The sequence below is a fragment of the Burkholderia sp. BCC1972 genome (assembly GCF_905339605.1).
Classification (GTDB): Bacteria; Pseudomonadota; Gammaproteobacteria; order Burkholderiales; family Burkholderiaceae; genus Burkholderia.
On sequence record NZ_CAJPGH010000032.1, the window covers coordinates 22,755 to 43,588 of the forward strand.

Consider the following 20,834-nt stretch of genomic DNA (forward strand, 5'->3'; position numbering starts at 1 on the left):
GCTCCTTTTCAACCGAACGTAGGGTGCATTGGTCCGCCTGCGCACGCAGCCGCCGCGGCGCGGGCGCCGCAGCCGGCCGTTGCGTTGACGGACGCCCTAGTCTAAATAAGGCGCATTATCATGACAATCTCGCCAATCTTTACGTCACGATGAATTCCGCTCATCAATTGAAAAGCGGCGATCTCCTCTCGCTCAACGTGTTCCTTGCCGCGGCAACGCACCTCAGCTTTCGCGCGGCATCGATCGAGCTCGACGTCACGCCGTCTGCGATCAGCCATTCGATCAAGAGCCTCGAGCAGCGCCTGGGCGTTCGCCTGTTCAACCGCACGACCCGCAGCGTGTCGCTGACGGATGCCGGCGAGCGCCTCCTCGAGAAACTCCGTCCGGCAATCTCGTCGGTGGCCGACGCGATGCTCGCGGTCGACGGGATGCGCGACACGCCCAGCGGCACCGTGCGCATCAACGCCAGCGAAGGCGCGATCCGCATGGTGCTGAAGCCGGTGCTCGCGCGCTTCCTGCGCGACTACCCGCAGGTTCATCTCGACATCGTGACGGACGGGAAACTCGGCGACATCGTCGCCGGCGGATTCGATGCGGGGATCCGGCTGGCCGAAGCCGTGCCGCAAGACATGATCGCGGTTCGCGTGTCCGAACCGGTGCGGTTCGCCGCCGTCGCTTCACCGGCCTATTTCGCCGCGCGCGGGCGCCCCGGCGTCCCGCAGGATCTGCACCGGCACGACTGCATTCGCTTTCGCTTCGACAGCGGCGCGATCTACCGCTGGGAGTTCGAGCGCCGTGGCGTCGTTGAAACGGTCAATGTCGGCGGCCCGCTCACGCTGACCGACCAGCCCTTGATGGTCGATGCCGCGATCGACGGCATCGGGATCGCGTTCGTGCCCGATCATCTCGTCCACGATGCACTGCGCGACGGGCATCTCGAACGTGTGTTGACCGACTGGTGTCCGGTCATGCCGGGACTGTGCCTGTATTACCCCGGCCATCGCCATGTTTCCGGCGGGTTGCGCGCGCTGATCGACACGTTGAGGGTTCAGTCGGCAAGCGCCGGTCCGGAACGCCGCGCGGCCGGGCGCCCCGAATAACGAAACGATAGGGAGCCCGCTCGCCGCGCGTTCAGGTGCTGCGGCGCGACCGCAACTGCACACCCTGCAACACGGCACCAAGCACGAAGATGCCCAGCCACGCGACGAGCGACCCGCGCACGATGGGAGATTCGGGACCGTCCGCAAGCGGATGACCGATCGGCAACCGCGTCAGCGTCTCGTTGATCCCGGGAACCAGCAACAGAAAGAAACTGAACGAAAATGCGAACTGGGCCAGGTACGGCCGCGCGCGCCCCAGCATTTCGATGCGCGGAACGAGGAGTCCGCCCGCTGTCGCGATCAGCGCCAGGATGCCGAGGGCATGCCCGGCATTGAAGCCGCCCGTGCTGGACAAGCCAAACGACGTGAACACCGATATCACCATTCCTGCGACGTAAAGCCTGGCTGACCGCGTCGTGCTGTCGATCTTCTGATATCGGGCGAAGCTGTAGAGGCCCGCGGCGAACGTCGCGAGGCTGACGATGGTGTGACCGGCACCCAGAGTGGAAATGGGATGAGGCATAAGACGACGACTCCTTCTGAAAAAATCGGCCCCGATCGCCGCGACACGGGTGCCCCCACGGCACACGGAAGCATTCGAGCGGCCTTGCATTTCACTTGCTCCGCATGCAGCCAGATTGTCCCGATCGTGCGGGCTCTCCGGGATCGGTCAAATGACCGACCCCGGACAGCGTCACGCAACTGGGGGCCCCGCGCTGTCGCGTATGATCGGTCACTCGTCCCCGCGATTTTCCAAGCCGAACCCGATGTTCAACACCGAAGCCAGCCACGCCGCACTGCGCATATTCGATTCCGTGAAGGCCATCGCTTTCATCGGCGACCTGAGCATGGGACAACCGACCGACCACTCGCTTCGCACCGCGTGGCTGGGGGTACGCCTCGCGGACGCAGCAGGACTGGGCGCATCGGTTTGCAATACGGTTCGTGAGGCGTCGCTGCTTCGCTGGTCGGGTTGCACGGCGAATGCACCCGGTTTCGCGGAAGTGTTCGGCGACGACATCGCGATCCGCACGGCGATGCTCGAGAACAGGGCCGGCATGGCCGAGGCAATCGAAAGCGCCGGCGCGTCGATGATGAAACTCGCACGGATTCACTGCGAAGTATCCGGCGAGGTCGCGCAAATACTGGGGCTCTCGACAGCGACGGAAACGGCGCTGCGCCATATTTTCGCGGCGTGGGACGGCAACGGCTTCCCGGCACAACTCGCACGCGAACAGGTACCCGTTGCCGTGCCGGTCGTTGCGCTTGCCGGCGATCTGGAGGTGTTGAGTCGCACATATGGCGTCGAGCCGGCCCTGGGGCTGATCAGGCAGCGTGCAGACTCGCGGTATCCGGCGCACCTCGTCGATACGACGGTTCGTCACGCGGAGGCCTGGCTGGCGGAACTGGCGCGCTCGTCGCCGGCCGAGTTCGATATCGCACTGGCAACGTCCGATATGCAGCGGATGACATCCGCGGAACTGATCGCCGACATCGTCGACCTGAAATTGCCGTGGATGACGGGGTTTTCACGTGCCGTCGCGACGACGGCGGCCGACTGTCATGCGCGACTCAAACCGGATGATGCGGGGCGTTCGCTCGTTTACCTGGCCGGACTGATTCACGGCATCGGCAGGGCCGCCGTGCCGAACGACGTATGGAACCTGCCCGCGACGCTGCCGGCAAGCGCGTGGGAGAAGGTGCGGCTGGTACCGTACTGGACCGAACGCGCCGGCAAGCAATCCGGCGCGCTGAGCCAGGCCGCCCTGCTTGCGTCGCTTGCGTACGAGCGGCTGGACGGTTCAGGATATTTCCGCGGCGCTCACGCCCCGGCGTTGACGCTGGAAGCGCGCGTACTGGCGGCGTCGGTCGCGTGGGTCGCGTTGCGATCGCCGCGCCCCTGGCGCGCCGCGCTGCCCGACGACGCGGCCACCCGCCTGCTGCGGGACGAAGCGGCCAATGGCCGGCTATGCGGCGAAGCGGTCGGCGTGCTGACGTCGGCATCGATCCCCGTCGCCCGACGCGTATCCAGAAACGCGCCGGCCGGTGCCGGCCTGTCCGAGCGAGAGATCGACGTGCTGCGTGTGATCTCGCGCGGAGCGAGCAACAAGGAGGCTGCGCGGGAACTGACCATCAGCCCGAGCACGGTACGCACGCACGTCGAAAGCGTGTTTCGCAAGCTTGGCTGTTCGACGCGCGCAGCAGCGACGCTCAAGGCATCGTCAATGGGCCTGATCTGAAGGCGTGGCGCCGGTTTGCGTCGACGACGCTAGCCGCACGGCCCGGTGTCCGGTACGCCGCCCGCCTGAATCGGGTCGTCATGCGTGCGAAAGAGGCATGCTCCTGCCTGCCCGCTTATTGCGGCGCGCGATCGATCATGCGTCGGGGCGCAAGAGGTCGAAGCGGCTGTCGGGCGTCACGTATGCATAGGCCGACGGGCCGCCCGCACGAAGAATGATGCCCGCGCCGAACGTGTCGAAGATGCCGTCCTTCAGCAGATCACGGCGGATATGGACGGCGACGACCTCGCCCAGCACCAGCGTGGCCGGCGTCTCGACACCGCGATGATCGCGCAGGCGGATCACGTCGGTCACCTTGCATTCGAAATTCACACCGCTTTCCGCGACGCGCGGCACGTCGACGAGGCGCGACGGCACCGCCGTCAAGCCACCGAGTTCGAATTCGTTCACGTCGTACGGCACCGCCGCACAGGTCTGGTTCATCCGCTCGGCGAGATCGCGCGTCGCAAGGTTCCACACGAACTCGCCGGTTTCCTGCACGTTGCGCAGGCTGTCCTTCGCGGCGGTGCTCGAAAAACCGATGATCGGCGGGCGATAGTTGAACGCGTTGAAGAAACTGTACGGCGCGAGGTTCAGCGTGCCGTCGCTGCCGCGGGACGAGATCCAGCCGATCGGGCGCGGACCGACGATCGCGTTCAACGGATCGTGCGGCAGCCCGTGGCCTTGCGAGGGTTCGTAATAGTGATGGGTCGAGTCGGTCATGACGGATCGGATGGCGAGAGGCGAACGACGGGGAAGCCGTCGGCGGAACGCGTTTGGCGGTGGCGACGCAGGCGCCGGTGCGACGTGCGTGCCAGTATCACATGGTGTCGCTTTCGGCGCAGTGAAGTGCATCGTGAACCGCGCTGGCGTGCCGCGGCAGATGCCTGCGCCAAATAAAAAAACCCGCGAGCGCTGTATTTCTCGCGGGTTTTTTCACCTACATCGAATCGATTCGCGTCAACGCAATCGATGGTGCCGGGGACCGGACTTGAACCGGCAAGCCAGTTAAGGCGGCGGATTTTCGTCACACTGCTTCTTTCAAAGCCGGCGTCGCGTGAGCGATGCCGTTCGTGCGCTGGACTATGCCTTCACCGTCGCGCGCGGGCGTGACCGCTGCCCGTGCGCCTTAGGCGCCCCCCGTCTAGTCTCTACACCTTCCTCGCGAATACCGCGAGGCTTGGCTCGGCGTTGCCTCGATGCGCACATCAGGGGTTTCGCCGAATTTGAAGGGTTCTGCACCGACCGTTTCCGACCGGGCACTCAATCGTTTAAGTCCGCTATGTTTACCAATTTCATCACCCCGGCAAGAGGGCGGACGCGATTCTACCATTGCTTGCGCATGCGTTCCCTTATTCCGCCGCGCTCCTCGCGCCCGGCGCGTGTCATCACCACCGATACGACACATCCGCCGATTTTCTCCCGCGCCGCAACATCCCCGATACAATCGGGTCCGCGTCGTCCGACGGCCCCAACCGTCTGACGTTTGTATCGTGCTTCTTGCGAAACAAGCGTCGCTTGCGTCATCGCGAAGTCACAAACGTTTTCGATAATTTCCCGGCCGAAAACGTTTACATCGCATGACTTCATGACCTCGACCATCAAGGACGTCGCTGCCCTCGCGGGCTTCTCGATCGCCACCGTCTCGCGTGCGATCAATGCCCCGCATACCGTCAGCCCCGCCACGCTGCAAACGATCCGCACCGCGATCGAAACGCTGCAGTTCCGCCCGAGCCCGCTCGGCCGCCAACTGCGCGGCGAGCGCACGCGGCTCGTCGGCGTCGTCGTGCCGACGCTGTCGAACCCCGTGTTCGCCGACTGCCTGCAAGGCATCGACGCGCTCGCGACCGCGGCCGGTTTCAAGCTGATCCTGATGACGACCGAATACGACGCGGCGCGCGAGCGTCACGCGATCGAGACGCTGCGCGAGCAGCGCGTCGAAGGGCTGATCCTCACCGTCGCCGATGCGGACACGCACCCGCTGCTCGACATGCTCGACCGCGACGGGCCGCACTACGTGCTGATGCACAACGACACGCAACGCCGCCCGTCGGTATCGGTCGACAACCGCCGCGCCGCGTATGACGGCGTGCAACGGCTGACCGCGCACGGCCATCGCCGCGTGCTGATGCTGGCCGGCTCGCTCGCCGCGTCGGACCGCGCACGCCAGCGTCATCTCGGTTATGCGCAGGCGCTCGAGGAAGTCGGCGTGGCCGCGCTGCCGCCCGTCGAAGTCGACTTCAACGCGCCCGAGCTGCCCGATGCGGTGCTCGCGCATCTCACCGCGCACGCCACGCGTCCGACCGCCCTCTTCTGCAGCAACGACCTGCTCGCGATGGTCGTGATGCGCGGCCTGCGCCGCGCGGGTTTCTCGATTCCCGACGACCTGTCGGTGCTCGGCTTCGACGGCATCGCGATCGGCGAGTTGCTCGCGCCGCCGCTCGCGAGCGTCGCGACGCCGAACCGCGACATCGGCCGCCACGCGTGGCAGCGCCTCGTCGAATGTATCGGCGGCGCGGCGATCGAGCGCACGTCGACGATCCTGCCGCACACGGTGCGCGACGGTGCGACGATTGCGCCGCCGGCCACCGACCTGCAACTGCGCAACGCCTGAGCGCCGAACGCACGCGCCGCGCGGCCACACATACCCAATAACCACACCACCCCAGCGTCACACCCACTCGCCCGGAGATTCACCGTGTCCTTTCGCCTGACCTCGCTGCTGCGCGCGCTCGCCGCGCCGCTCGCCTGCACCGCGCTCATCGCCGGCGCGCCTGCCGCCCACGCCGACGAAACGGCGATCTGCTACAACTGCCCGCCCGAATGGGCCGACTGGGCCGCGCAGATCGCGGCGATCAAGCAGAAGACCGGCATCCGCGTGCCGTTCGACAACAAGAACTCGGGCCAGTCGATCGCGCAACTGATCGCCGAGCAGAAGAGCCCGGTCGCCGACGTCGTCTACCTCGGCGTGTCGTCGGCGTTCCAGGCGAAGGACAAGGGCGTGATCGCGCCGTACAAGCCCGCGCACTGGAACGACATCCCCGCGAACCTGAAGGATCCGCAAGGCTACTGGTTCGCGATCCACTCGGGCACGCTCGGCTTCTTCGTGAACAAGGACGCGCTCGACGGCAAGCCGGTGCCGCGTTCGTGGGCCGATCTGCTGAAGCCCGAATACAAGGGCATGGTCGGCTATCTCGATCCGTCGAGCGCATTCGTCGGCTACGCCGGTGCGGTCGCCGTCAACCAGGCGCTCGGCGGCAGCCTCGACAACTTCAAGCCGGGCCTCGACTGGTTCCACAAGCTGAAGGCGAACGCGCCGATCGTGCCGAAGCAAACGGCCTATGCGCGCGTGCTGTCCGGCGAGATTCCGATCCTGCTCGACTACGACTTCGATGCGTATCGCGCGAAGTACAAGGACAACGCGAACGTCGAGTTCGTGATTCCGAAGGAAGGCACGATCGCGGTGCCGTATGTGATGAGCCTCGTGAAGGGCGCGCCGCACGATGCGAACGGCAAGAAGGTGCTCGACTTCGTGCTGTCCGACGAAGGTCAGAAGCAGTGGGCCAACGCTTACCTGCGCCCGGTGCGCGCGCAGACGCTCGGCGCCGACATCGCCGCGAAGTTCCTGCCGGCGAGCGAATACGCACGGGCGAAGCCGGTCGACTTCGGCAAGATGGCGGCCGGCCAGCAAGCGTTCGGCCAGCAGTACCTGCAGATCATGCAGTAAGCCGCGGGACGCAACCGATGCTCGACCTGACTTTCCCGCTGCGCTGGCGCATCGCGCTCGTCGCGCCGGCGCTGGCGGTGTTCGCCGCGTTCTGGCTGCTGCCGATGGCGTCGCTCGTGCAAGTGTCCGCCGACGGCGCGTTCTTCTCGCACTACGCGGCGCTGCTCGGCAATGCACGTTACATGAGGAGCCTCGGCGAGACGGTGGCGCTGTCCGCGGGCGTCACGCTCGCGACGCTCGCGCTGTCGACGATCTCGGGCCTCCTGCTCGCGCGCCGCGAATTCGCCGGCAAGCGCGTGCTGCTCGCGCTGCTGACGTTTCCGCTCGCGTTCCCGGGCGTCGTCGTCGGCTTCATGGTGATCATGCTCGCCGGCCGCCAGGGGCTGATCGGGATGCTGTCGGCGAAACTCACCGGCGACAAGTGGGTATTCGCGTACTCGGTTGCGGGCCTGTTCATCGGTTACCTGTACTTCTCGATTCCGCGCGTGATCGTCACCGTGATCGCGGCGGCGTCGAAGCTCGACGCGTCGCTCGAGGAAGCCGCCCGTTCGCTCGGCGCGTCGCCATGGCGCATCTTCGTCGACATCGTGCTGCCCGCGCTCGCGCCGGGCCTGATCGCGGCCGGCGCGATCTGCTTCGCGACCGCGATGGGCGCATTCGGCACCGCGTTCACGCTCGCCACCGACCTGAACGTGCTGCCGATGACGATCTATACCGAGTTCACGCTCAACGCGAACATCGCGACGGCGGCCGGCCTGTCGATCGTGCTCGGCATCGTCACCTGGGCCGTGCTCGCGCTCGCGCGCCGTTTCACCGGCCACACCGCCGCCGCCGCGGCCTGAGGATTTACGCATGCAATCGCTTTCCGGCTCTTCCGCGCCGTCACCGTCACCGTCACCGGCGCCCGCTCCCGCGCAGGCGAACGGCGTCGCGCGCCGCGCGCCGCGCGTCACGGGTGCACGCGCGATCGCCGCGCTTCAATGGGGCGTCACGCTGCTGCTGTGCGCGTTCCTGATCGTGCCTGTCGTGATGTCCGTGCTCGCGGGCCTGACCGTCAACTATTTCCGCGGCCTGTCGAGCGGCCTCACGCTGCGCTGGCTCGAACAGGTGTGGCAGCAGTATCACGGCTCGGTCGCGCTGTCGTTCTACGTGGCATTCGCGACGCTCGCGATCGTGCTCGTCACCGGCGTACCGGCCGGCTATGCGCTCGCGCGCAGCAAGCACCGCGTCGCCCGTGCGATCGAGGAAGCGCTCGTGCTGCCGGTCGCGCTGCCGGGGCTGGCTTCGGCGCTCGCGCTGCTGGTGGTGTACGGCGGCTTCACCGCGTTCCGGATGAGCCTGTGGTTCATCGTCGTCGGCCATGTCGTGTTCACACTGCCGTTCATGGTGCGCGCGGTGGCCGCCGTCGCGGCCGGTGCCGACCTGCGCACGCTCGAGGAAGGCGCGGCGAGCCTCGGTGCGTCGTTCGTCACGCGCTTTATCACGATCGTGCTGCCGAACCTGCGCCCCGGCATCGTGGCAGGCGCGCTCGCGGTGCTCACGCTGTCGATCGGCGAATTCAACCTGACGTGGATGCTGCATACGCCCGATACCAAGACGCTGCCGGTCGGGCTCGCCGATACCTATGCGTCGCTGCGCCTCGAAGTCGGCAGCGCGTACACGATCCTGTTCCTGCTGATGACGCTGCCGCTGCTCGTGGCGATGCAGTGGCTCGGCGTCGATCCGTCCGGCACGCGCGCGCTCAAGAAGCGCCCGCGCTGAATTTTTCGCAGACATGAAACTCGATTCCACTCCCATCACGCTGACCCGCTGCGCAAAAACGTTCCGCGGCATCCGCGTGCTCGAACCGCTCGACCTGTCGATCGGCGCGGGCGAAACACTCGTGCTGCTCGGGCCGTCCGGCTGCGGCAAGACGACGACGCTGCGCCTGATCGCGGGCCTCGACACGCCGGACGCCGGCGGCACGATCGCGTTCGGCAACGACGACGTCACCGCGCTGCCGATCGAGCGCCGGCAGGTCGGCATGGTGTTCCAGAACTACGCGCTGTTTCCGAACCTGACGGTGCGCGGCAACGTCGGCTACGGGCTGAAGATCCGCAAGACAGAGCCGCGCGCGCTGCGCGAACGCGTCGACGAGCTGCTCGCGATGATGCGGCTCGACGCACATGCGGACAAACCGGTCGATCAGCTGTCCGGCGGCCAGCGGCAGCGCGTCGCGCTGGCGCGCGCGCTCGCGGTGCGGCCGCGCGTGCTGCTGCTCGACGAACCGCTGACCGCGCTCGATGCGAAGCTGCGCGACGTGCTGCGCCGCGAGATGAACGCGCTGCTGCGCGAGCTTGGCGTGACGACCGTCTACGTGACGCACGACCAGGCCGAGGCGATGGAACTCGGCGACCGGATCGTCGTGATGGGCGCGGGCCGCATCGAGCAGATCGGCACGCCGCGCGACATCTACTACCACCCGGCGAACCGCACGGTCGCGCAGTTCATCGGCACGCTGAACCGGCTGGCCGGACAATGGCGCGACGGCGCGCTGGTGACGACAGGCGGCGCGATCGCAACGCCGCATGCCGCCGACGAATGGTTCTTCCGCCCCGAGGACGCGCAGCTCGCCGATCCCGCGCATGCGCCGCTACGCGGCGCGGTCGGCGCGTGTGCGTTCCTCGGCGAGCGCACGCGGCTCACGATCGAGCATGCGGCGCCCGACGCGCTCGTGATCGACGTGCCCGGCCGCATCGCGCTCGCACGCGGCACGGCGGTCGGCCTCACGATCGCGCCGGAAGGCCTGATCGCGCTCGGCGCGTAATCCGTCGTTCGGGCATCATTCATGCAGCACCCCACGGCGGCGCACGACGCCGCCCCCACAACAACCAGACGATTCCGAGAAACTTCGATGCTGCTTGCTCAAATCAGCGATCTCCACATCAAGCGGCCGGGCCAGCTCGCGTACCGGCGCGTCGACACGGCGGCCGCGCTCGCGCGCTGCATCGCGAAGCTGAACGCACTCGAGCCGCGCCCCGACGCCGTGCTCGTCACCGGCGACCTCACCGACTTCGGCCACGATGAAGAGTACGGCAACCTGCGCGGGCTGCTCGCCGCGCTCGAGATTCCGTACTACCTGATGATCGGCAATCACGACGACCGCGCCGGGCTGCGCCGCGCGTTTGCCGAGCGCGCAGAACTGCACGACGGCGAATTCGTGCAGTACGCGCTCGACGTCGGCGCGGTGCGCGTGCTGGCACTCGACTCGCAGGTGCCCGGCGCAAGCCACGGCGACCTGTGCGACGCACGGCTCGCCTGGCTCGCCGCCCAGCTCGACGCCGCACGCGACCGGCCGGTGATCGTCGCGCTGCATCACCCGCCGTTCGTGGCAGGCATCGGCCACATGGACAAGCTGCGCCTCGCGCCCGCCGCTTCCGCGAAACTCGACGCGCTGCTGCGCGGTCATCCGAACGTCGAGCGCGTGCTGTGCGGTCACGTGCACCGCACGATGTTCACGCGCTTCGGCGGCACGCTTGCGTCGGCGGTGCCGTCGCCCGCGCACCAGGTCGCATTCGACCTGCGGACCGACGCGCCGTCGGCATTCCGGCTCGAACCGCCCGCGTTCGCGGTCCATCGTTACACGCCCGAAACGGGCATGACGTCGCACCACGTGTACGTCGACGAAGGCGCCGGCCCGTATCCGTTCTACGAACCGACGGGCGAGCTGGTCGACTGACGGCTGGCGGCTGATGGCCGGCGGCGGATAGCTGGTGGCTGATGGCTGGCGGCGCGCACGATGACGGCCGCCGGCCGGTTCGCCGCGCGCCCGGCAGGATTCGCGACGCTCCGGTATGATCGGCAGCCTCGACCGGCGCCCGGCCCGCCTGCGCACCCGACGCGTGCGCCGCTTGCCACGCCGCCCAACTTCGTCCGCGCCGCCATGTCCACCGCCTCCACCGACCGTCCGACCGACGCCGCCTCGCCCCATTACTCGCGCAGCCTGCTGTTGCTGCTCGCGACGATCGCGGGCGTGTCGGTCGCGAACATCTACTACAACCAGCCGCTGCTCGACAGCTTCCGCTCGGCCTTCCCGGACGGCGCGTCATGGATCGGCGTCGTGCCGACCGCGACGCAGCTCGGCTATGCCGCCGGCATGTTCCTGCTCGCGCCGCTCGGCGACCGGTTCGATCGCCGCAGGCTGATCCTGATGCAGATCGCCGGCCTGTCCGTCGCGCTGATCGTGGCGGCCACCGCTCCGTCGCTGGCCGTGCTTGCCGTCGCGAGCCTTGCGATCGGCATCCTCGCGACCATCGCGCAGCAGGCCGTGCCGTTCGCCGCCGAAATCGCACCGCCCGCCGAACGCGGGCAGGCGGTCGGCACCGTGATGAGCGGCCTGTTGCTCGGCATCCTGCTGGCGCGCACGGCCGCCGGCTTCGTCGCCGAGTATTTCGGCTGGCGCGCGGTGTTCGCCGCGTCGGTCGCGGCGCTCGTCGCGCTCGCCGCCGTGATCGTGATGCGGCTGCCGCGCAGTTCGCCGACGTCGACGCTGTCGTACGGCAGGCTGCTCGGCTCGATGTGGCATCTGGCGGTCGAACTGCGCGGGCTGCGCGAGGCGTCGCTGACGGGCGCCGCGCTGTTCGCGGCGTTCAGCGCGTTCTGGCCCGTGCTGACGCTGCTGCTCGCCGGCGCACCGTTCCATCTCGGCCCGCAGGCCGCCGGCCTGTTCGGGATCGTCGGTGCAGCGGGCGCGCTCGCCGCACCGTACGCGGGCCGCTCCGCGGACAAGCGCGGCCCGCGCGCGACCATCTCGGTCGCGATCGCGCTGCTCGCACTGTCGTTCGTGATCTTCGCGCTGTCGGCGTCGAGCCTCGTCGGGCTCGTGATCGGCGTGATCGTGCTGGATGTCGGCGTACAGGCCGCGCAGATCTCGAACCAGTCGCGCATCTACGCGCTGAAGCCCGACGCGCGCAGCCGCGTGAACACGGTGTACATGGTGTGTTACTTCATCGGCGGCGCGCTCGGCTCATCGGCCGGCGTTGCCGCATGGCATGTGTTCGGCTGGACCGGCATGTGCGCGACAGGGCTGCTGTTTGCCGCGCTCGCGGGCGGGTCCCACCTTCGCGGCGGACGGCACGGCTGAGCGCGGCCGGCCACGACGGCGTTACGCGTCGGCGCGCGGCGCGACCGGTTCGTCGACGGGCGGCGGCGCGAACGCCGGTGCCGGATCCACCACCGCGGCGGGATCCATCACGGCCGCCGGCGTCGGCACCGCAAGCGGGACGGCGGACGGCGCGAGGATCGGCGCCGCTTCGGGAATCGCGATCTGCTCGGGGGCGGACGCAGGGTCCGCTGCCGACACCTGCTCGGCCGCCGCGGCCGTCGCGGCCGTCGGACCGGCAGCAGCCGCGCGCGCCGCCGGCCGGCGGGCCGGATCGAACACGAACGACAGCCCCACACTGCCGAGGATCGCGACGGTCGCGACCACGGTCGCCATCGTCACCGGTTCGCCGAGCAGCAGCGCACCGAGCGCGACCGCGACGATCGGGTTCACGTACATGCAGCTGCTCGCGATGATCGGGCTCGTGTGACGGATCAGGTAGCCGTACGCGACATACGCGGCCATCGTGCAGAACACCATCAGGTACAGGAACGCGAACACCGGCCCCGCCATCACGTGCTCGATGCGTTCGCCGATCAGCCAGGCGACGAGCGTCGAGATCAGGCCGCCGAGGCCGATCTGCAGCGACGTCGACAGAAACAGGTCGGACGGCAGCTTGAGCCGCGTCGCGAGGTGCGCGCCGCCTGCCCAGAACAGCGCGCCGGCCAGCACGCAGATCGTGCCGAGCGCCGAATTCTGGGCGGCCGCGCCGCCCGAATTCAGCACGACGATACCGACCATCCCCAGCGCGACGGCCGCCCATTCGCCCTTCGTCACCGGCCGGCCGGCCACCGCCGCGATGACGGTCGCGAACAGCGGCACCGTGGCCACCATCACCGCGGCCGAGCCGCTGCTGACCGAACTGATCCCGAGCGCGATCGTGCCCGACGACAGCGCGACGAGCATCGTGCCGACGATCCCCGCGTTGCGGATTTCCAGCAGCGTCGGCCATTCGGGCTTGCGCCGCAGCGCGAAGATGAACAGGCCGATCCCGCCGAGCAGGTTGCGCAGCCCCGACAGCAGCAGCGGCGGGAACGACTGCAGCGCGAAATGCAGGCCGCTGTAGGTCGAACCCCATACGAAATAGATGAACACGAGCGCCAGCGCGACGCGGCCGCCGCGGCTTTGCGGCAGGCGGATCCGGAACGAAAAGCGCGCGAAGAAATCGAGGAGGCGGTCGAGCGGCGTCATCGTGCGGCCTGCCCGCACGTCACGCCGCGTGCTCCGCTGAAAGGCGCCGGCCATGCCGGCAAACGGTCCTGGCGGGACCGGGAAGGCAGAGCGAACGTGCGGGACGACATGGCAGTGCGAACGGCGACGAAAGAGAACCGGCGAGCGGCGGCAATGGGGCAAAAAACGGGACAAAAAAAACGTGCGCAGCCACTTCGGCTGCACACGCTCGGCATTATGGCACCAAGGATTCGAAAGCATCGTCAGACCTGTCTGAAAGGATAACGACTGACGTTTCGGCGCGACATTATTCGGCCGGCGGGCGCGTGAAATCCGGGGCCGGATGCGCAGGACGCACACGTTGCCGGCGCCGGTTTCGCACACACGCGATCGCCACCCGCAGGCGTCGGATCGGGCGTCGGCCGAACGGCCAGTCATGCACGCCGGTGCTTCCCGTCACGCCTATCGTGATGGGCGACGTGCCCGCCTCTTGCCGTCCAGAGCCGCTTTTCGAAACCCGCACATCCATACAAAATTTTGTATAATTCCACCATCCTTCCGCCGAAGCCCGTCGTGTTCGTCGGCAGCGCACTGGGCGATCTCCGCGGCTTTCCGCTGCCCGCGCGGCGCGAAGCCGGCCACCAGATCGACCAGGTACAGCGCGGCCTCGCGCCCGACGACTGGAAACCGATGCGCACGATCGGCGCCGGCGTGCGGGAAATCCGCGTGCGCGATACGAGCGGCGCTTTCCGGATCGTCTACGTCGCGACGTTCGCCGAAGCGATCTACGTGCTGCATTGCTTCCGGAAGCAATCGGCGCGCACGAACCAGGCCGATATCGACCTGGCCGCCCGGCGCTATCGCGCCTTGACGATGGAGTTGAAGAAGTGACGACCAACGAACGCTACACGAGCGTCTGGGACGCAATCGAGGGCCGGCCGGCCGAAGCCGAGAACATGAAGCTGCGCTCCGAACTGATGATCGCGCTCAAGCAGCGCATCGCGCAGCTCGAACTCAGTCAGGCCCAGGCCGCGAAGCAGCTGGGCGTCACGCAGCCGCGCGTGTCCGATCTGCTGCGCGGCAAGATCAACCTGTTCGGGCTCGACGCGCTCGTGAACATGGCTGCGGCCGTCGGCCTGCGCGTCGATCTGCAGGTGCGCGAATCCGCGTGACGGACGAGCGCGCCTCGCGCGCCGCTCACGACCCGCCGAACCAGTTGTACCCCTGATCGACCCAGTAGCCGCCCGGGAACGTATCGGTCACGAAGATTTCCATGATGTGCTTCGGGTTCTTGTAGCCGAGCTTGGTCGGCATCCGCAGCTTCATCGGGAAGCCGTACTCCGGCGGCAACTGGCGACCGTCGTACTCGAGCGCGAGCAGCGTCTGCGGATGCAGCGCGGTGGGCATGTCGATGCTTTCGTAGTAATCGTCCGCGCACTTGAAGCCGACGTATTTCGCGCGCGTGTCGGCGCCGGCACGCGCGAGGAACGCGCCGAACGGCGTGCCGCCCCAACGGCCGATCGCACTCCATCCTTCCACGCAGATGTGTCGCGTGATCTGCTCCGCGTGCGGCAGCGCGCGAAGCTCGTCGAGCGTCCACACGCGCTTGCCCGTCACACGGCCGGACAGGACGAGGCGATAGGTCGACTCGTCGACGTGCCGCACTTCGTCGATCCCGTAGTACGCGTTGAACGGGAACGGGCGCGTGATGTCGGCTTCGGTGTAGGTCGGCGCGAGCCGGTCGGGGTTGAACAGCCACGCCTGCACGCGATCGTTCATGCGCGACACTTTCTCGAGGAACGTGTTGACCGACGCATCGTCCTGCAACGTGCAGCCGGTCAGCATCGCGAGGCCGCCGAGCGTCAGCACGCGCCGGTTGAAGAGCCGCCGCGACGGCATCTCGAGCTCGCGGCGCACGTCGAGTTCGAGCGACTTCCGGTCGAGCGTCCAGCGCGGCTCGTCGCGGCTTTTTTCGGATTCCGACATGATGATTTCCTTCGCCCGCGATGGGGCGGTCAGCGACCGCGCAGCATCGCGAGCAGCGAGCGCGGCACCAGCAGCGCCATCGCGACGTGAACGACAAAGAAGGCGACGAGCAGCGACATCGCCCAGAAATGCACGACGCGCGCATTGTCGTAGCCGCCGAACAGTTCGCGCAGCAGCGGGAACTGCACCGACTTCCAGATCGTGAGCCCGGACAGCACGAGCACGACGAGATCGACGATCGCGGTCAGGTACGCGGCGCGCTGCACCGCGTTGTAGACGCTCAGGTCGTCGTGCGCCAGCCGCCCGCCGAGCGCGGCGCGCACGTCGCGCCACACCGACGCCGGCGTGACGGGCAACAGCTTGCGCGCGAAGCGCCCCGTCGTGATCGACATCGCGAGATAGAACAGCCCGTTGCCGACCAGCAGCCACATCGCCGCGAAATGCCATTGCAGCGCGCCGCCGAGCCAGCCGCCTAGCGTGATGCCGTGCGCGAACGTGAACGACGGATAGATCGGCGACGCGTCGTAGATGCGCCAGCCGGACAGCGCCATCAGGATCGCCGCGAGCGCGTTGAGCCAGTGGCTCACGCGCACCCACGGCGGATGGATCGTGGGCGCGGGCGGCGTCGTACTCGCGCGATCCGTGACAGGAACCGTTTGCATGATGAAGACTCCCGGAATGATGCGACGGGACGCGATGCGCCCGCAGCCGGCCGGCCGCGCCCCGCGCGCATCGATCAGTTCGACGGGCTCATGGTGTCCTTCTTCATCGCGTCGCCCTTCGACATCGCGTCGTGGCCCATCGCGTCCTTTTTCATGGCGTCCTTCTTCATCGCGTGCTTCTTCATGCCGTCCTTCTTCATCGCGCCGTCCTTGGCCATCTCGTCGTGGCCCATCGCGTCCTTCGACATCGACATGCCATCCTTCGACATCGCATCGTTCTGCGCATACGCGCCCGTTGCGATCGTGGCAAGTGCGGCGACACAGGCAACCAGGAATACGTTTTTCATGACATCTCTCCACTACATGGGTTTAGGAGCCGAATAGACGGAGCACATCGCCGGAAATGACAGCGATGTAGAAAAAATTTTAGACGCCTGAAATGAAAGGGCGGAATGCTGCACCGCTCGGCGCTTTCCGGCTCGGCCGGGACGCGGATCGGCGGCCGCGCTTGCTGCGCCGCACCCTGGCCGGTTCGCCGGCGGCGGCACGGCGATTGCGCGGCGGCATCCGATCCGTTCCCGGTTGAAACCGCCGCCAAGCCGGTGTATCGTGTGCCCTTGCTAACGCGGGGGTCCTGCAATGCGCTTGGTCAAGTTACCGGCATTGCGGGTGAGAAATACCCTTTGAACCTGATCTGGATAATGCCAGCGCAGGGAAGCGTACGGATTTCGCCGCCATCCTTCTGACGAAATCCGCCGCCTCACCAAGCCTCGTCTCCTGCTTAGCTCGAGCCCCACATTCGTCAAGGGCTCCGGGCAAGCGCCGAAGCGCCTGTCCGGCGCTCACACAGGAGATTGCATGAACGCCAATCCGAAGTTTCTGTCCGCCGACGCCCACGTCGACGCCGCGGCTGTCGCGCCGCTGCCGAATTCGCGCAAGGTCTATGTCACCGGCTCGCAGCCCGACATCCGCGTGCCGATGCGCGAAATCACGCAGGCCGACACGCCGACCGGCTTCGGCGGCGAAAAGAACCCGCCGATCTACGTATACGACACGTCGGGCCCCTACACCGACCCGGACGCGAAGATCGACATCCGTGCGGGCCTGCCCGCGCTGCGCCAGCGCTGGATCGAAGCGCGCGGCGACACCGAAGTGCTCTCCGGCCTGTCGAGCCGGTACGGCCTCGAGCGCGCGGCCGATCCAGCCACGGCCGACCTGCGTTTCCCGGGCCTGCACCGCAATCCGCGCCGCGCCCAGGCCGGCAAGAACGTCACGCAGATGCACTACGCGCGTCAGGGCATCATCACGCCGGAAATGGAATACATCGCGATCCGCGAGAACCAGCGCCGCGCCGAGTACATCGAGAGTCTGAAGTCGAGCGGCCCGAACGGCGCGAAGCTCGCCGCGATGATGGGCCGCCAGCACCCGGGCCAGGCGTTCGGCGCAGCCGCCTTCGGCGCGAATGCGCTGGCCGAGATCACGCCGGAATTCGTGCGCGACGAAATCGCCCGCGGCCGCGCGATCATTCCCGCGAACATCAACCACCCGGAATCCGAGCCGATGATCATCGGCCGCAACTTCCTCGTGAAGATCAACGCGAACATCGGCAACTCGGCCGTCACGTCGTCGATCGGCGAGGAAGTCGACAAGATGACGTGGGCGATCCGCTGGGGCGGCGACACGGTGATGGACCTGTCGACCGGCAAGCACATCCATGAAACGCGCGAGTGGATCATCCGCAACAGCCCGGTGCCGATCGGCACGGTGCCGATCTACCAGGCACTCGAGAAGGTCAACGGCAAGGCCGAGGACCTGACCTGGGAAATCTTCCGCGACACGCTGATCGAGCAGGCCGAGCAAGGCGTCGACTACTTCACGATCCACGCGGGCGTGCGCCTGCAGTACGTGCCGCTCACCGCGAACCGGATGACGGGCATCGTGTCGCGCGGCGGCTCGATCATGGCGAAGTGGTGTCTCGCGCATCACAAGGAAAGCTTCCTGTACGAACACTTCGAAGAGATCTGCGAGATCATGAAGGCGTACGACGTGAGCTTCTCGCTCGGTGACGGCCTGCGTCCCGGCTCGATCTACGACGCGAACGACGAAGCGCAGCTCGGCGAACTGAAGACGCTCGGCGAGCTCACGCAGATCGCGTGGAAGCACGACGTGCAGGTGATGATCGAAGGCCCCGGCCACGTGCCGATGCAGTTGATCAAGGAGAACATGGATCTCCAGCTCGACTGGTGCAAGGAAGCGCCGTTCTACACGCTCGGGCCGCTCACCACCGACATCGCACCGGGCTACGACCACATCACGTCGGGCATCGGCGCGGCGATGATCGGCTGGTTCGGCACCGCGATGCTGTGCTACGTGACGCCGAAGGAACACCTCGGCCTGCCGAACAAGGACGACGTGAAGGAAGGCATCATCACGTACAAGCTCGCCGCGCACGCCGCCGACCTCGCCAAGGGTCACCCCGGTGCGCAGGTGCGCGACAACGCGCTGTCGAAGGCACGCTTCGAATTCCGCTGGGAAGACCAGTTCAACATCGGTCTCGATCCGGACAAGGCACGCGAATTCCACGACGAGACGCTGCCGAAGGATTCGGCGAAGGTCGCGCACTTCTGCTCGATGTGCGGCCCGCACTTCTGCTCGATGAAGATCACGCAGGACGTGCGCGAGTTCGCGGCGCAGCAGGGCGTGTCGGAAACCGAAGCGCTGAAGAAAGGGATGGAAGTGAAGGCGGTCGAGTTCGTCAAGACCGGCGCCGAGATCTACCACCGTCAGTAAGCGCAGACAGCGACCCGCCGCGGGTCGCTTCGCGATGCACGAAGCCCGCTTTCGAGCGGGCTTTTTTGCGCATGTCGCGTGCCTGCCGACGCACGGGAAACAATTGATTACGAAACCGCGCGAGCCTTAACAAGTCCTTACAGCAGCACCGCGGAGCGGCGCGTAGATTGGGGACATGCGCGGCCGCCAGCCGGTCGCGCGTCCTCCGTTCACTACCACAAGGACAACGATCATGATTTCGATTCGGCGTATTGGGGTATGCGCGCTCCTCGTCACGACGGTGGCCAGCCTGTCGGCCTGCGATTCGATGACGCGGCGCCAGCGCGACACGGCAATCGGCGCGGGTGTCGGCGGCGTCGCCGGCGCGGCGATCGGCGGCAACGCGCTGTCGACGCTGGGCGGCGCGGCAGCCGGCGGCATCATCGGCAACCAGGTCGGCAAGTAAGCGGCCGGCCGGACCCGGCGCAACCTTCGTCCAGACGGCGTTTCCGCGAAGCGGAAGCGCCGTTTTCGCATGCGGCACCGCAATATCTCCGGCAGCGCCCCGGAAATGATCGGTTACCGTTTCGCACACCGTGTCATCCGCGCGCGGCCTAAGCTTAAGCATCTGCCGATTGCCGGCTCCGCCGGAGAGACATCATGAACAGGACCCTCGTCGCAGCGGCGCTCGCCTGCACGACGCTCGCCGGCTGCTACTACCCGTACGGGTACTATCCTGGCGGCTATTACACGGCCGCGCCGGTGCAGCCGGCACCCGTGTACGTCGATCCGGCCCCCGCCTACTACTACCCGGCGCCGGCCTATGCGCCCGCGTGGGGAGGTTATTGGGGACCGGCGCTGTCGCTCAATTTCGGCTTCGGCGGACGCGGCGGCTGGCACCACCATCACTGACCGGACGCGGCCGCCGACGGACGGCCGCCCGGCCCCTGCCACCGGCGACTTTCCCGCTTCTTGTCATTTCATCGGATCGTGAAACGACGGCGCGGTAACGCGGTGTAAGATTCATCGCATCCCGTCCCCGCCCTCACGATCGATGTCGCCCAAGAACGCCTTCCTGCTGACCGTGCTCGCTGCCCTGTGGGGCGCGTCATTCCTGTTCATCCGGATCGGCGTGATCGATCTAGGCGTCGCGCCGCTGATGGCGTTGCGCGTGGGCATCGGCGCGCTGTTTCTCACGGGCTTCGCGTTGACGCGCTTCAAACCCGCCGACCTCGGCGCGCGGCTGCGCCGCCATGCGTGGCCATTGTTCGTCGTCGGCGCGCTGAACTCGGGCATCCCGTTCTGCCTGTTCGCGTTCGCCGAACTGACGCTGTCGGCCGGCCTGACGTCGGTGATCAATGCAACGACGCCGCTGTGGGGGGCGCTCGTCGCGTACCTGTGGCTGAAGGACAAGCTGTCGCTGCCGCGCGCGCTCGGCCTCGTGATCGGCTTTGCCGGCGTGCTCACGCTCGTATGGAACCAGATCGCGAACGCGCACGGCGACACGGGCGCCAGCGCGACCGCGCTCGCTGCCGCCGCGGCGCTCGGCGCGACGCTGCTGTACGGCATCGCGGCCAATTACACGAAGCGCAAGCTCGGCGGCGTCGATCCGCTCGTCAACGCGGCCGGCAGCATGATCGGCTCGTCCATCCTGCTGCTGCCGTTCGCGATCGCCACCTGGCCGGCCGCGCCGGTCAGTGCACACGCATGGGGCGCGGTACTCGCCCTCGGCATCGCATGCACGGGCGTCGCGTACTTCATCTTCTTCCACCTGATCGCGCATGTCGGCCCCGCCCGCGCAATTACCGTCACGTTCGTGATTCCCGTGTTCGGGCTGCTGTGGGGCGCACTGTTCCTCGGCGAACACGTGTCGGCCGTCATGATCGAAGGCTGCGCGATCGTGCTCGTCGGCACCGCGCTCGCGACCGGCGTGATCAAGCGGATTCCCGGCCTGCGGCCGCGCGGCGGAGAAGCGGCCTGAGGCGCCGCGCGCAGGCCGCG

21 protein-coding genes and 1 riboswitch are annotated in these 20,834 nt (G+C 67.4%); of the genes, 15 read left to right on the forward strand and 6 right to left on the reverse strand.

The window, feature by feature from the left end; all coding sequences use genetic code 11:
• The first annotated feature begins 149 nt into the window (after positions 1-149).
• Positions 150-1,100, forward strand: a complete 951-nt coding sequence (locus tag U5798_RS31985) for a LysR substrate-binding domain-containing protein (RefSeq protein ID WP_415859525.1) — start codon at positions 150-152, stop codon at positions 1,098-1,100.
• Positions 1,101-1,131: 31 nt separating this feature from the next.
• Here U5798_RS31985 and U5798_RS31990 read toward each other — a convergent pair whose 3' ends face one another.
• Positions 1,132-1,623: a hypothetical protein gene (locus U5798_RS31990; RefSeq protein WP_322084329.1), complete on the reverse strand. Its 492-nt coding sequence runs from the start codon at positions 1,621-1,623 to the stop codon at positions 1,132-1,134.
• A 244-nt stretch (positions 1,624-1,867) separates the two neighbouring features.
• On the opposite strand from U5798_RS31990, the gene U5798_RS31995 reads away from it, so the two are divergent.
• A complete protein-coding gene (locus tag U5798_RS31995; RefSeq protein ID WP_124454036.1) occupies positions 1,868-3,340 on the forward strand; it encodes an HD domain-containing phosphohydrolase in 1,473 nt (490 codons plus the stop codon).
• A 135-nt stretch (positions 3,341-3,475) separates the two neighbouring features.
• Here U5798_RS31995 and U5798_RS32000 read toward each other — a convergent pair whose 3' ends face one another.
• On the reverse strand, positions 3,476-4,102 hold the full coding sequence (locus U5798_RS32000) for a flavin reductase family protein (RefSeq protein WP_124454038.1): 627 nt from the start codon (positions 4,100-4,102) through the stop codon (positions 3,476-3,478).
• Positions 4,103-4,967: 865 nt separating this feature from the next.
• Here U5798_RS32000 and U5798_RS32005 point away from each other — a divergent pair.
• The 7 genes from U5798_RS32005 (at position 4,968) to U5798_RS32035 (ending at position 12,228) form a co-directional block, all read left to right on the forward strand.
• Positions 4,968-5,993 carry a substrate-binding domain-containing protein gene (locus U5798_RS32005; protein WP_124454042.1) on the forward strand — a complete coding sequence of 342 codons (1,026 nt, stop codon included), beginning with the start codon at positions 4,968-4,970 and terminating at the stop codon, positions 5,991-5,993.
• Positions 5,994-6,077: 84 nt separating this feature from the next.
• Positions 6,078-7,106 (forward strand): ABC transporter substrate-binding protein, encoded by a 1,029-nt coding sequence (locus U5798_RS32010; protein ID WP_322084330.1) that lies wholly within the window; start codon positions 6,078-6,080, stop codon positions 7,104-7,106.
• Between the two features lie 17 nt (positions 7,107-7,123).
• Positions 7,124-7,948 (forward strand): ABC transporter permease, encoded by an 825-nt coding sequence (locus tag U5798_RS32015; RefSeq protein ID WP_124454046.1) that lies wholly within the window; start codon positions 7,124-7,126, stop codon positions 7,946-7,948.
• A 10-nt stretch (positions 7,949-7,958) separates the two neighbouring features.
• Positions 7,959-8,867, forward strand: a complete 909-nt coding sequence (locus U5798_RS32020; protein WP_322084331.1) for an ABC transporter permease — start codon at positions 7,959-7,961, stop codon at positions 8,865-8,867.
• A gap of 13 nt (positions 8,868-8,880) precedes the next feature.
• Complete coding sequence (locus U5798_RS32025) at positions 8,881-9,912, forward strand: ABC transporter ATP-binding protein (protein ID WP_322084332.1); 1,032 nt, start codon at positions 8,881-8,883, stop codon at positions 9,910-9,912.
• Positions 9,913-9,999: 87 nt separating this feature from the next.
• Positions 10,000-10,824: a phosphodiesterase gene (locus tag U5798_RS32030; protein ID WP_124454052.1), complete on the forward strand. Its 825-nt coding sequence runs from the start codon at positions 10,000-10,002 to the stop codon at positions 10,822-10,824.
• A gap of 204 nt (positions 10,825-11,028) precedes the next feature.
• Positions 11,029-12,228, forward strand: a complete 1,200-nt coding sequence (locus U5798_RS32035; RefSeq protein ID WP_322084333.1) for an MFS transporter — start codon at positions 11,029-11,031, stop codon at positions 12,226-12,228.
• A gap of 21 nt (positions 12,229-12,249) precedes the next feature.
• Here the strand turns inward: U5798_RS32035 and U5798_RS32040 are convergent, their stop codons facing one another.
• Positions 12,250-13,437: an EamA family transporter gene (locus U5798_RS32040; protein WP_322084334.1), complete on the reverse strand. Its 1,188-nt coding sequence runs from the start codon at positions 13,435-13,437 to the stop codon at positions 12,250-12,252.
• 516 nt (positions 13,438-13,953) lie between these two features.
• Here U5798_RS32040 and U5798_RS32045 point away from each other — a divergent pair.
• The gene (locus U5798_RS32045) at positions 13,954-14,307 is read left to right on the forward strand and encodes a type II toxin-antitoxin system RelE/ParE family toxin (RefSeq protein WP_322084335.1); all 354 of its coding nucleotides are present in this window, start codon (positions 13,954-13,956) and stop codon (positions 14,305-14,307) included.
• Positions 14,304-14,588, forward strand: a complete 285-nt coding sequence (locus tag U5798_RS32050; protein WP_322084336.1) for a helix-turn-helix domain-containing protein — start codon at positions 14,304-14,306, stop codon at positions 14,586-14,588. Before U5798_RS32045 ends, U5798_RS32050 begins: the two co-directional genes overlap by 4 nt.
• A 25-nt stretch (positions 14,589-14,613) precedes the next feature.
• On the opposite strand, the gene U5798_RS32055 is transcribed toward U5798_RS32050, so the two are convergent.
• From U5798_RS32055 to U5798_RS32065, 3 genes are all read right to left on the reverse strand, one after another.
• Positions 14,614-15,402, reverse strand: a complete 789-nt coding sequence (locus tag U5798_RS32055) for a molybdopterin-dependent oxidoreductase (protein WP_322084337.1) — start codon at positions 15,400-15,402, stop codon at positions 14,614-14,616.
• Between the two features lie 29 nt (positions 15,403-15,431).
• Positions 15,432-16,064, reverse strand: a complete 633-nt coding sequence (locus U5798_RS32060; protein ID WP_124454062.1) for a cytochrome b/b6 domain-containing protein — start codon at positions 16,062-16,064, stop codon at positions 15,432-15,434.
• 74 nt (positions 16,065-16,138) lie between these two features.
• Positions 16,139-16,411 carry a pentapeptide MXKDX repeat protein gene (locus tag U5798_RS32065; RefSeq protein ID WP_124454064.1) on the reverse strand — a complete coding sequence of 91 codons (273 nt, stop codon included), beginning with the start codon at positions 16,409-16,411 and terminating at the stop codon, positions 16,139-16,141.
• A gap of 270 nt (positions 16,412-16,681) precedes the next feature.
• A riboswitch (TPP riboswitch) is annotated at positions 16,682-16,798 on the forward strand.
• A gap of 124 nt (positions 16,799-16,922) precedes the next feature.
• Between U5798_RS32065 and thiC the strand changes: the two genes are divergently transcribed.
• The 4 genes from thiC (at position 16,923) to U5798_RS32085 (ending at position 20,814) form a co-directional block, all read left to right on the forward strand.
• Positions 16,923-18,854, forward strand: a complete 1,932-nt coding sequence (gene thiC, locus U5798_RS32070) for a phosphomethylpyrimidine synthase ThiC (protein ID WP_322084338.1) — start codon at positions 16,923-16,925, stop codon at positions 18,852-18,854.
• Between the two features lie 232 nt (positions 18,855-19,086).
• The gene (locus tag U5798_RS32075) at positions 19,087-19,299 is read left to right on the forward strand and encodes a glycine zipper 2TM domain-containing protein (RefSeq protein WP_124454068.1); all 213 of its coding nucleotides are present in this window, start codon (positions 19,087-19,089) and stop codon (positions 19,297-19,299) included.
• A 194-nt stretch (positions 19,300-19,493) separates the two neighbouring features.
• Positions 19,494-19,745: a hypothetical protein gene (locus tag U5798_RS32080; RefSeq protein WP_322084339.1), complete on the forward strand. Its 252-nt coding sequence runs from the start codon at positions 19,494-19,496 to the stop codon at positions 19,743-19,745.
• A gap of 142 nt (positions 19,746-19,887) precedes the next feature.
• Positions 19,888-20,814: a DMT family transporter gene (locus U5798_RS32085; protein ID WP_322084340.1), complete on the forward strand. Its 927-nt coding sequence runs from the start codon at positions 19,888-19,890 to the stop codon at positions 20,812-20,814.
• The last annotated feature ends 20 nt before the right edge of the window (positions 20,815-20,834 follow it).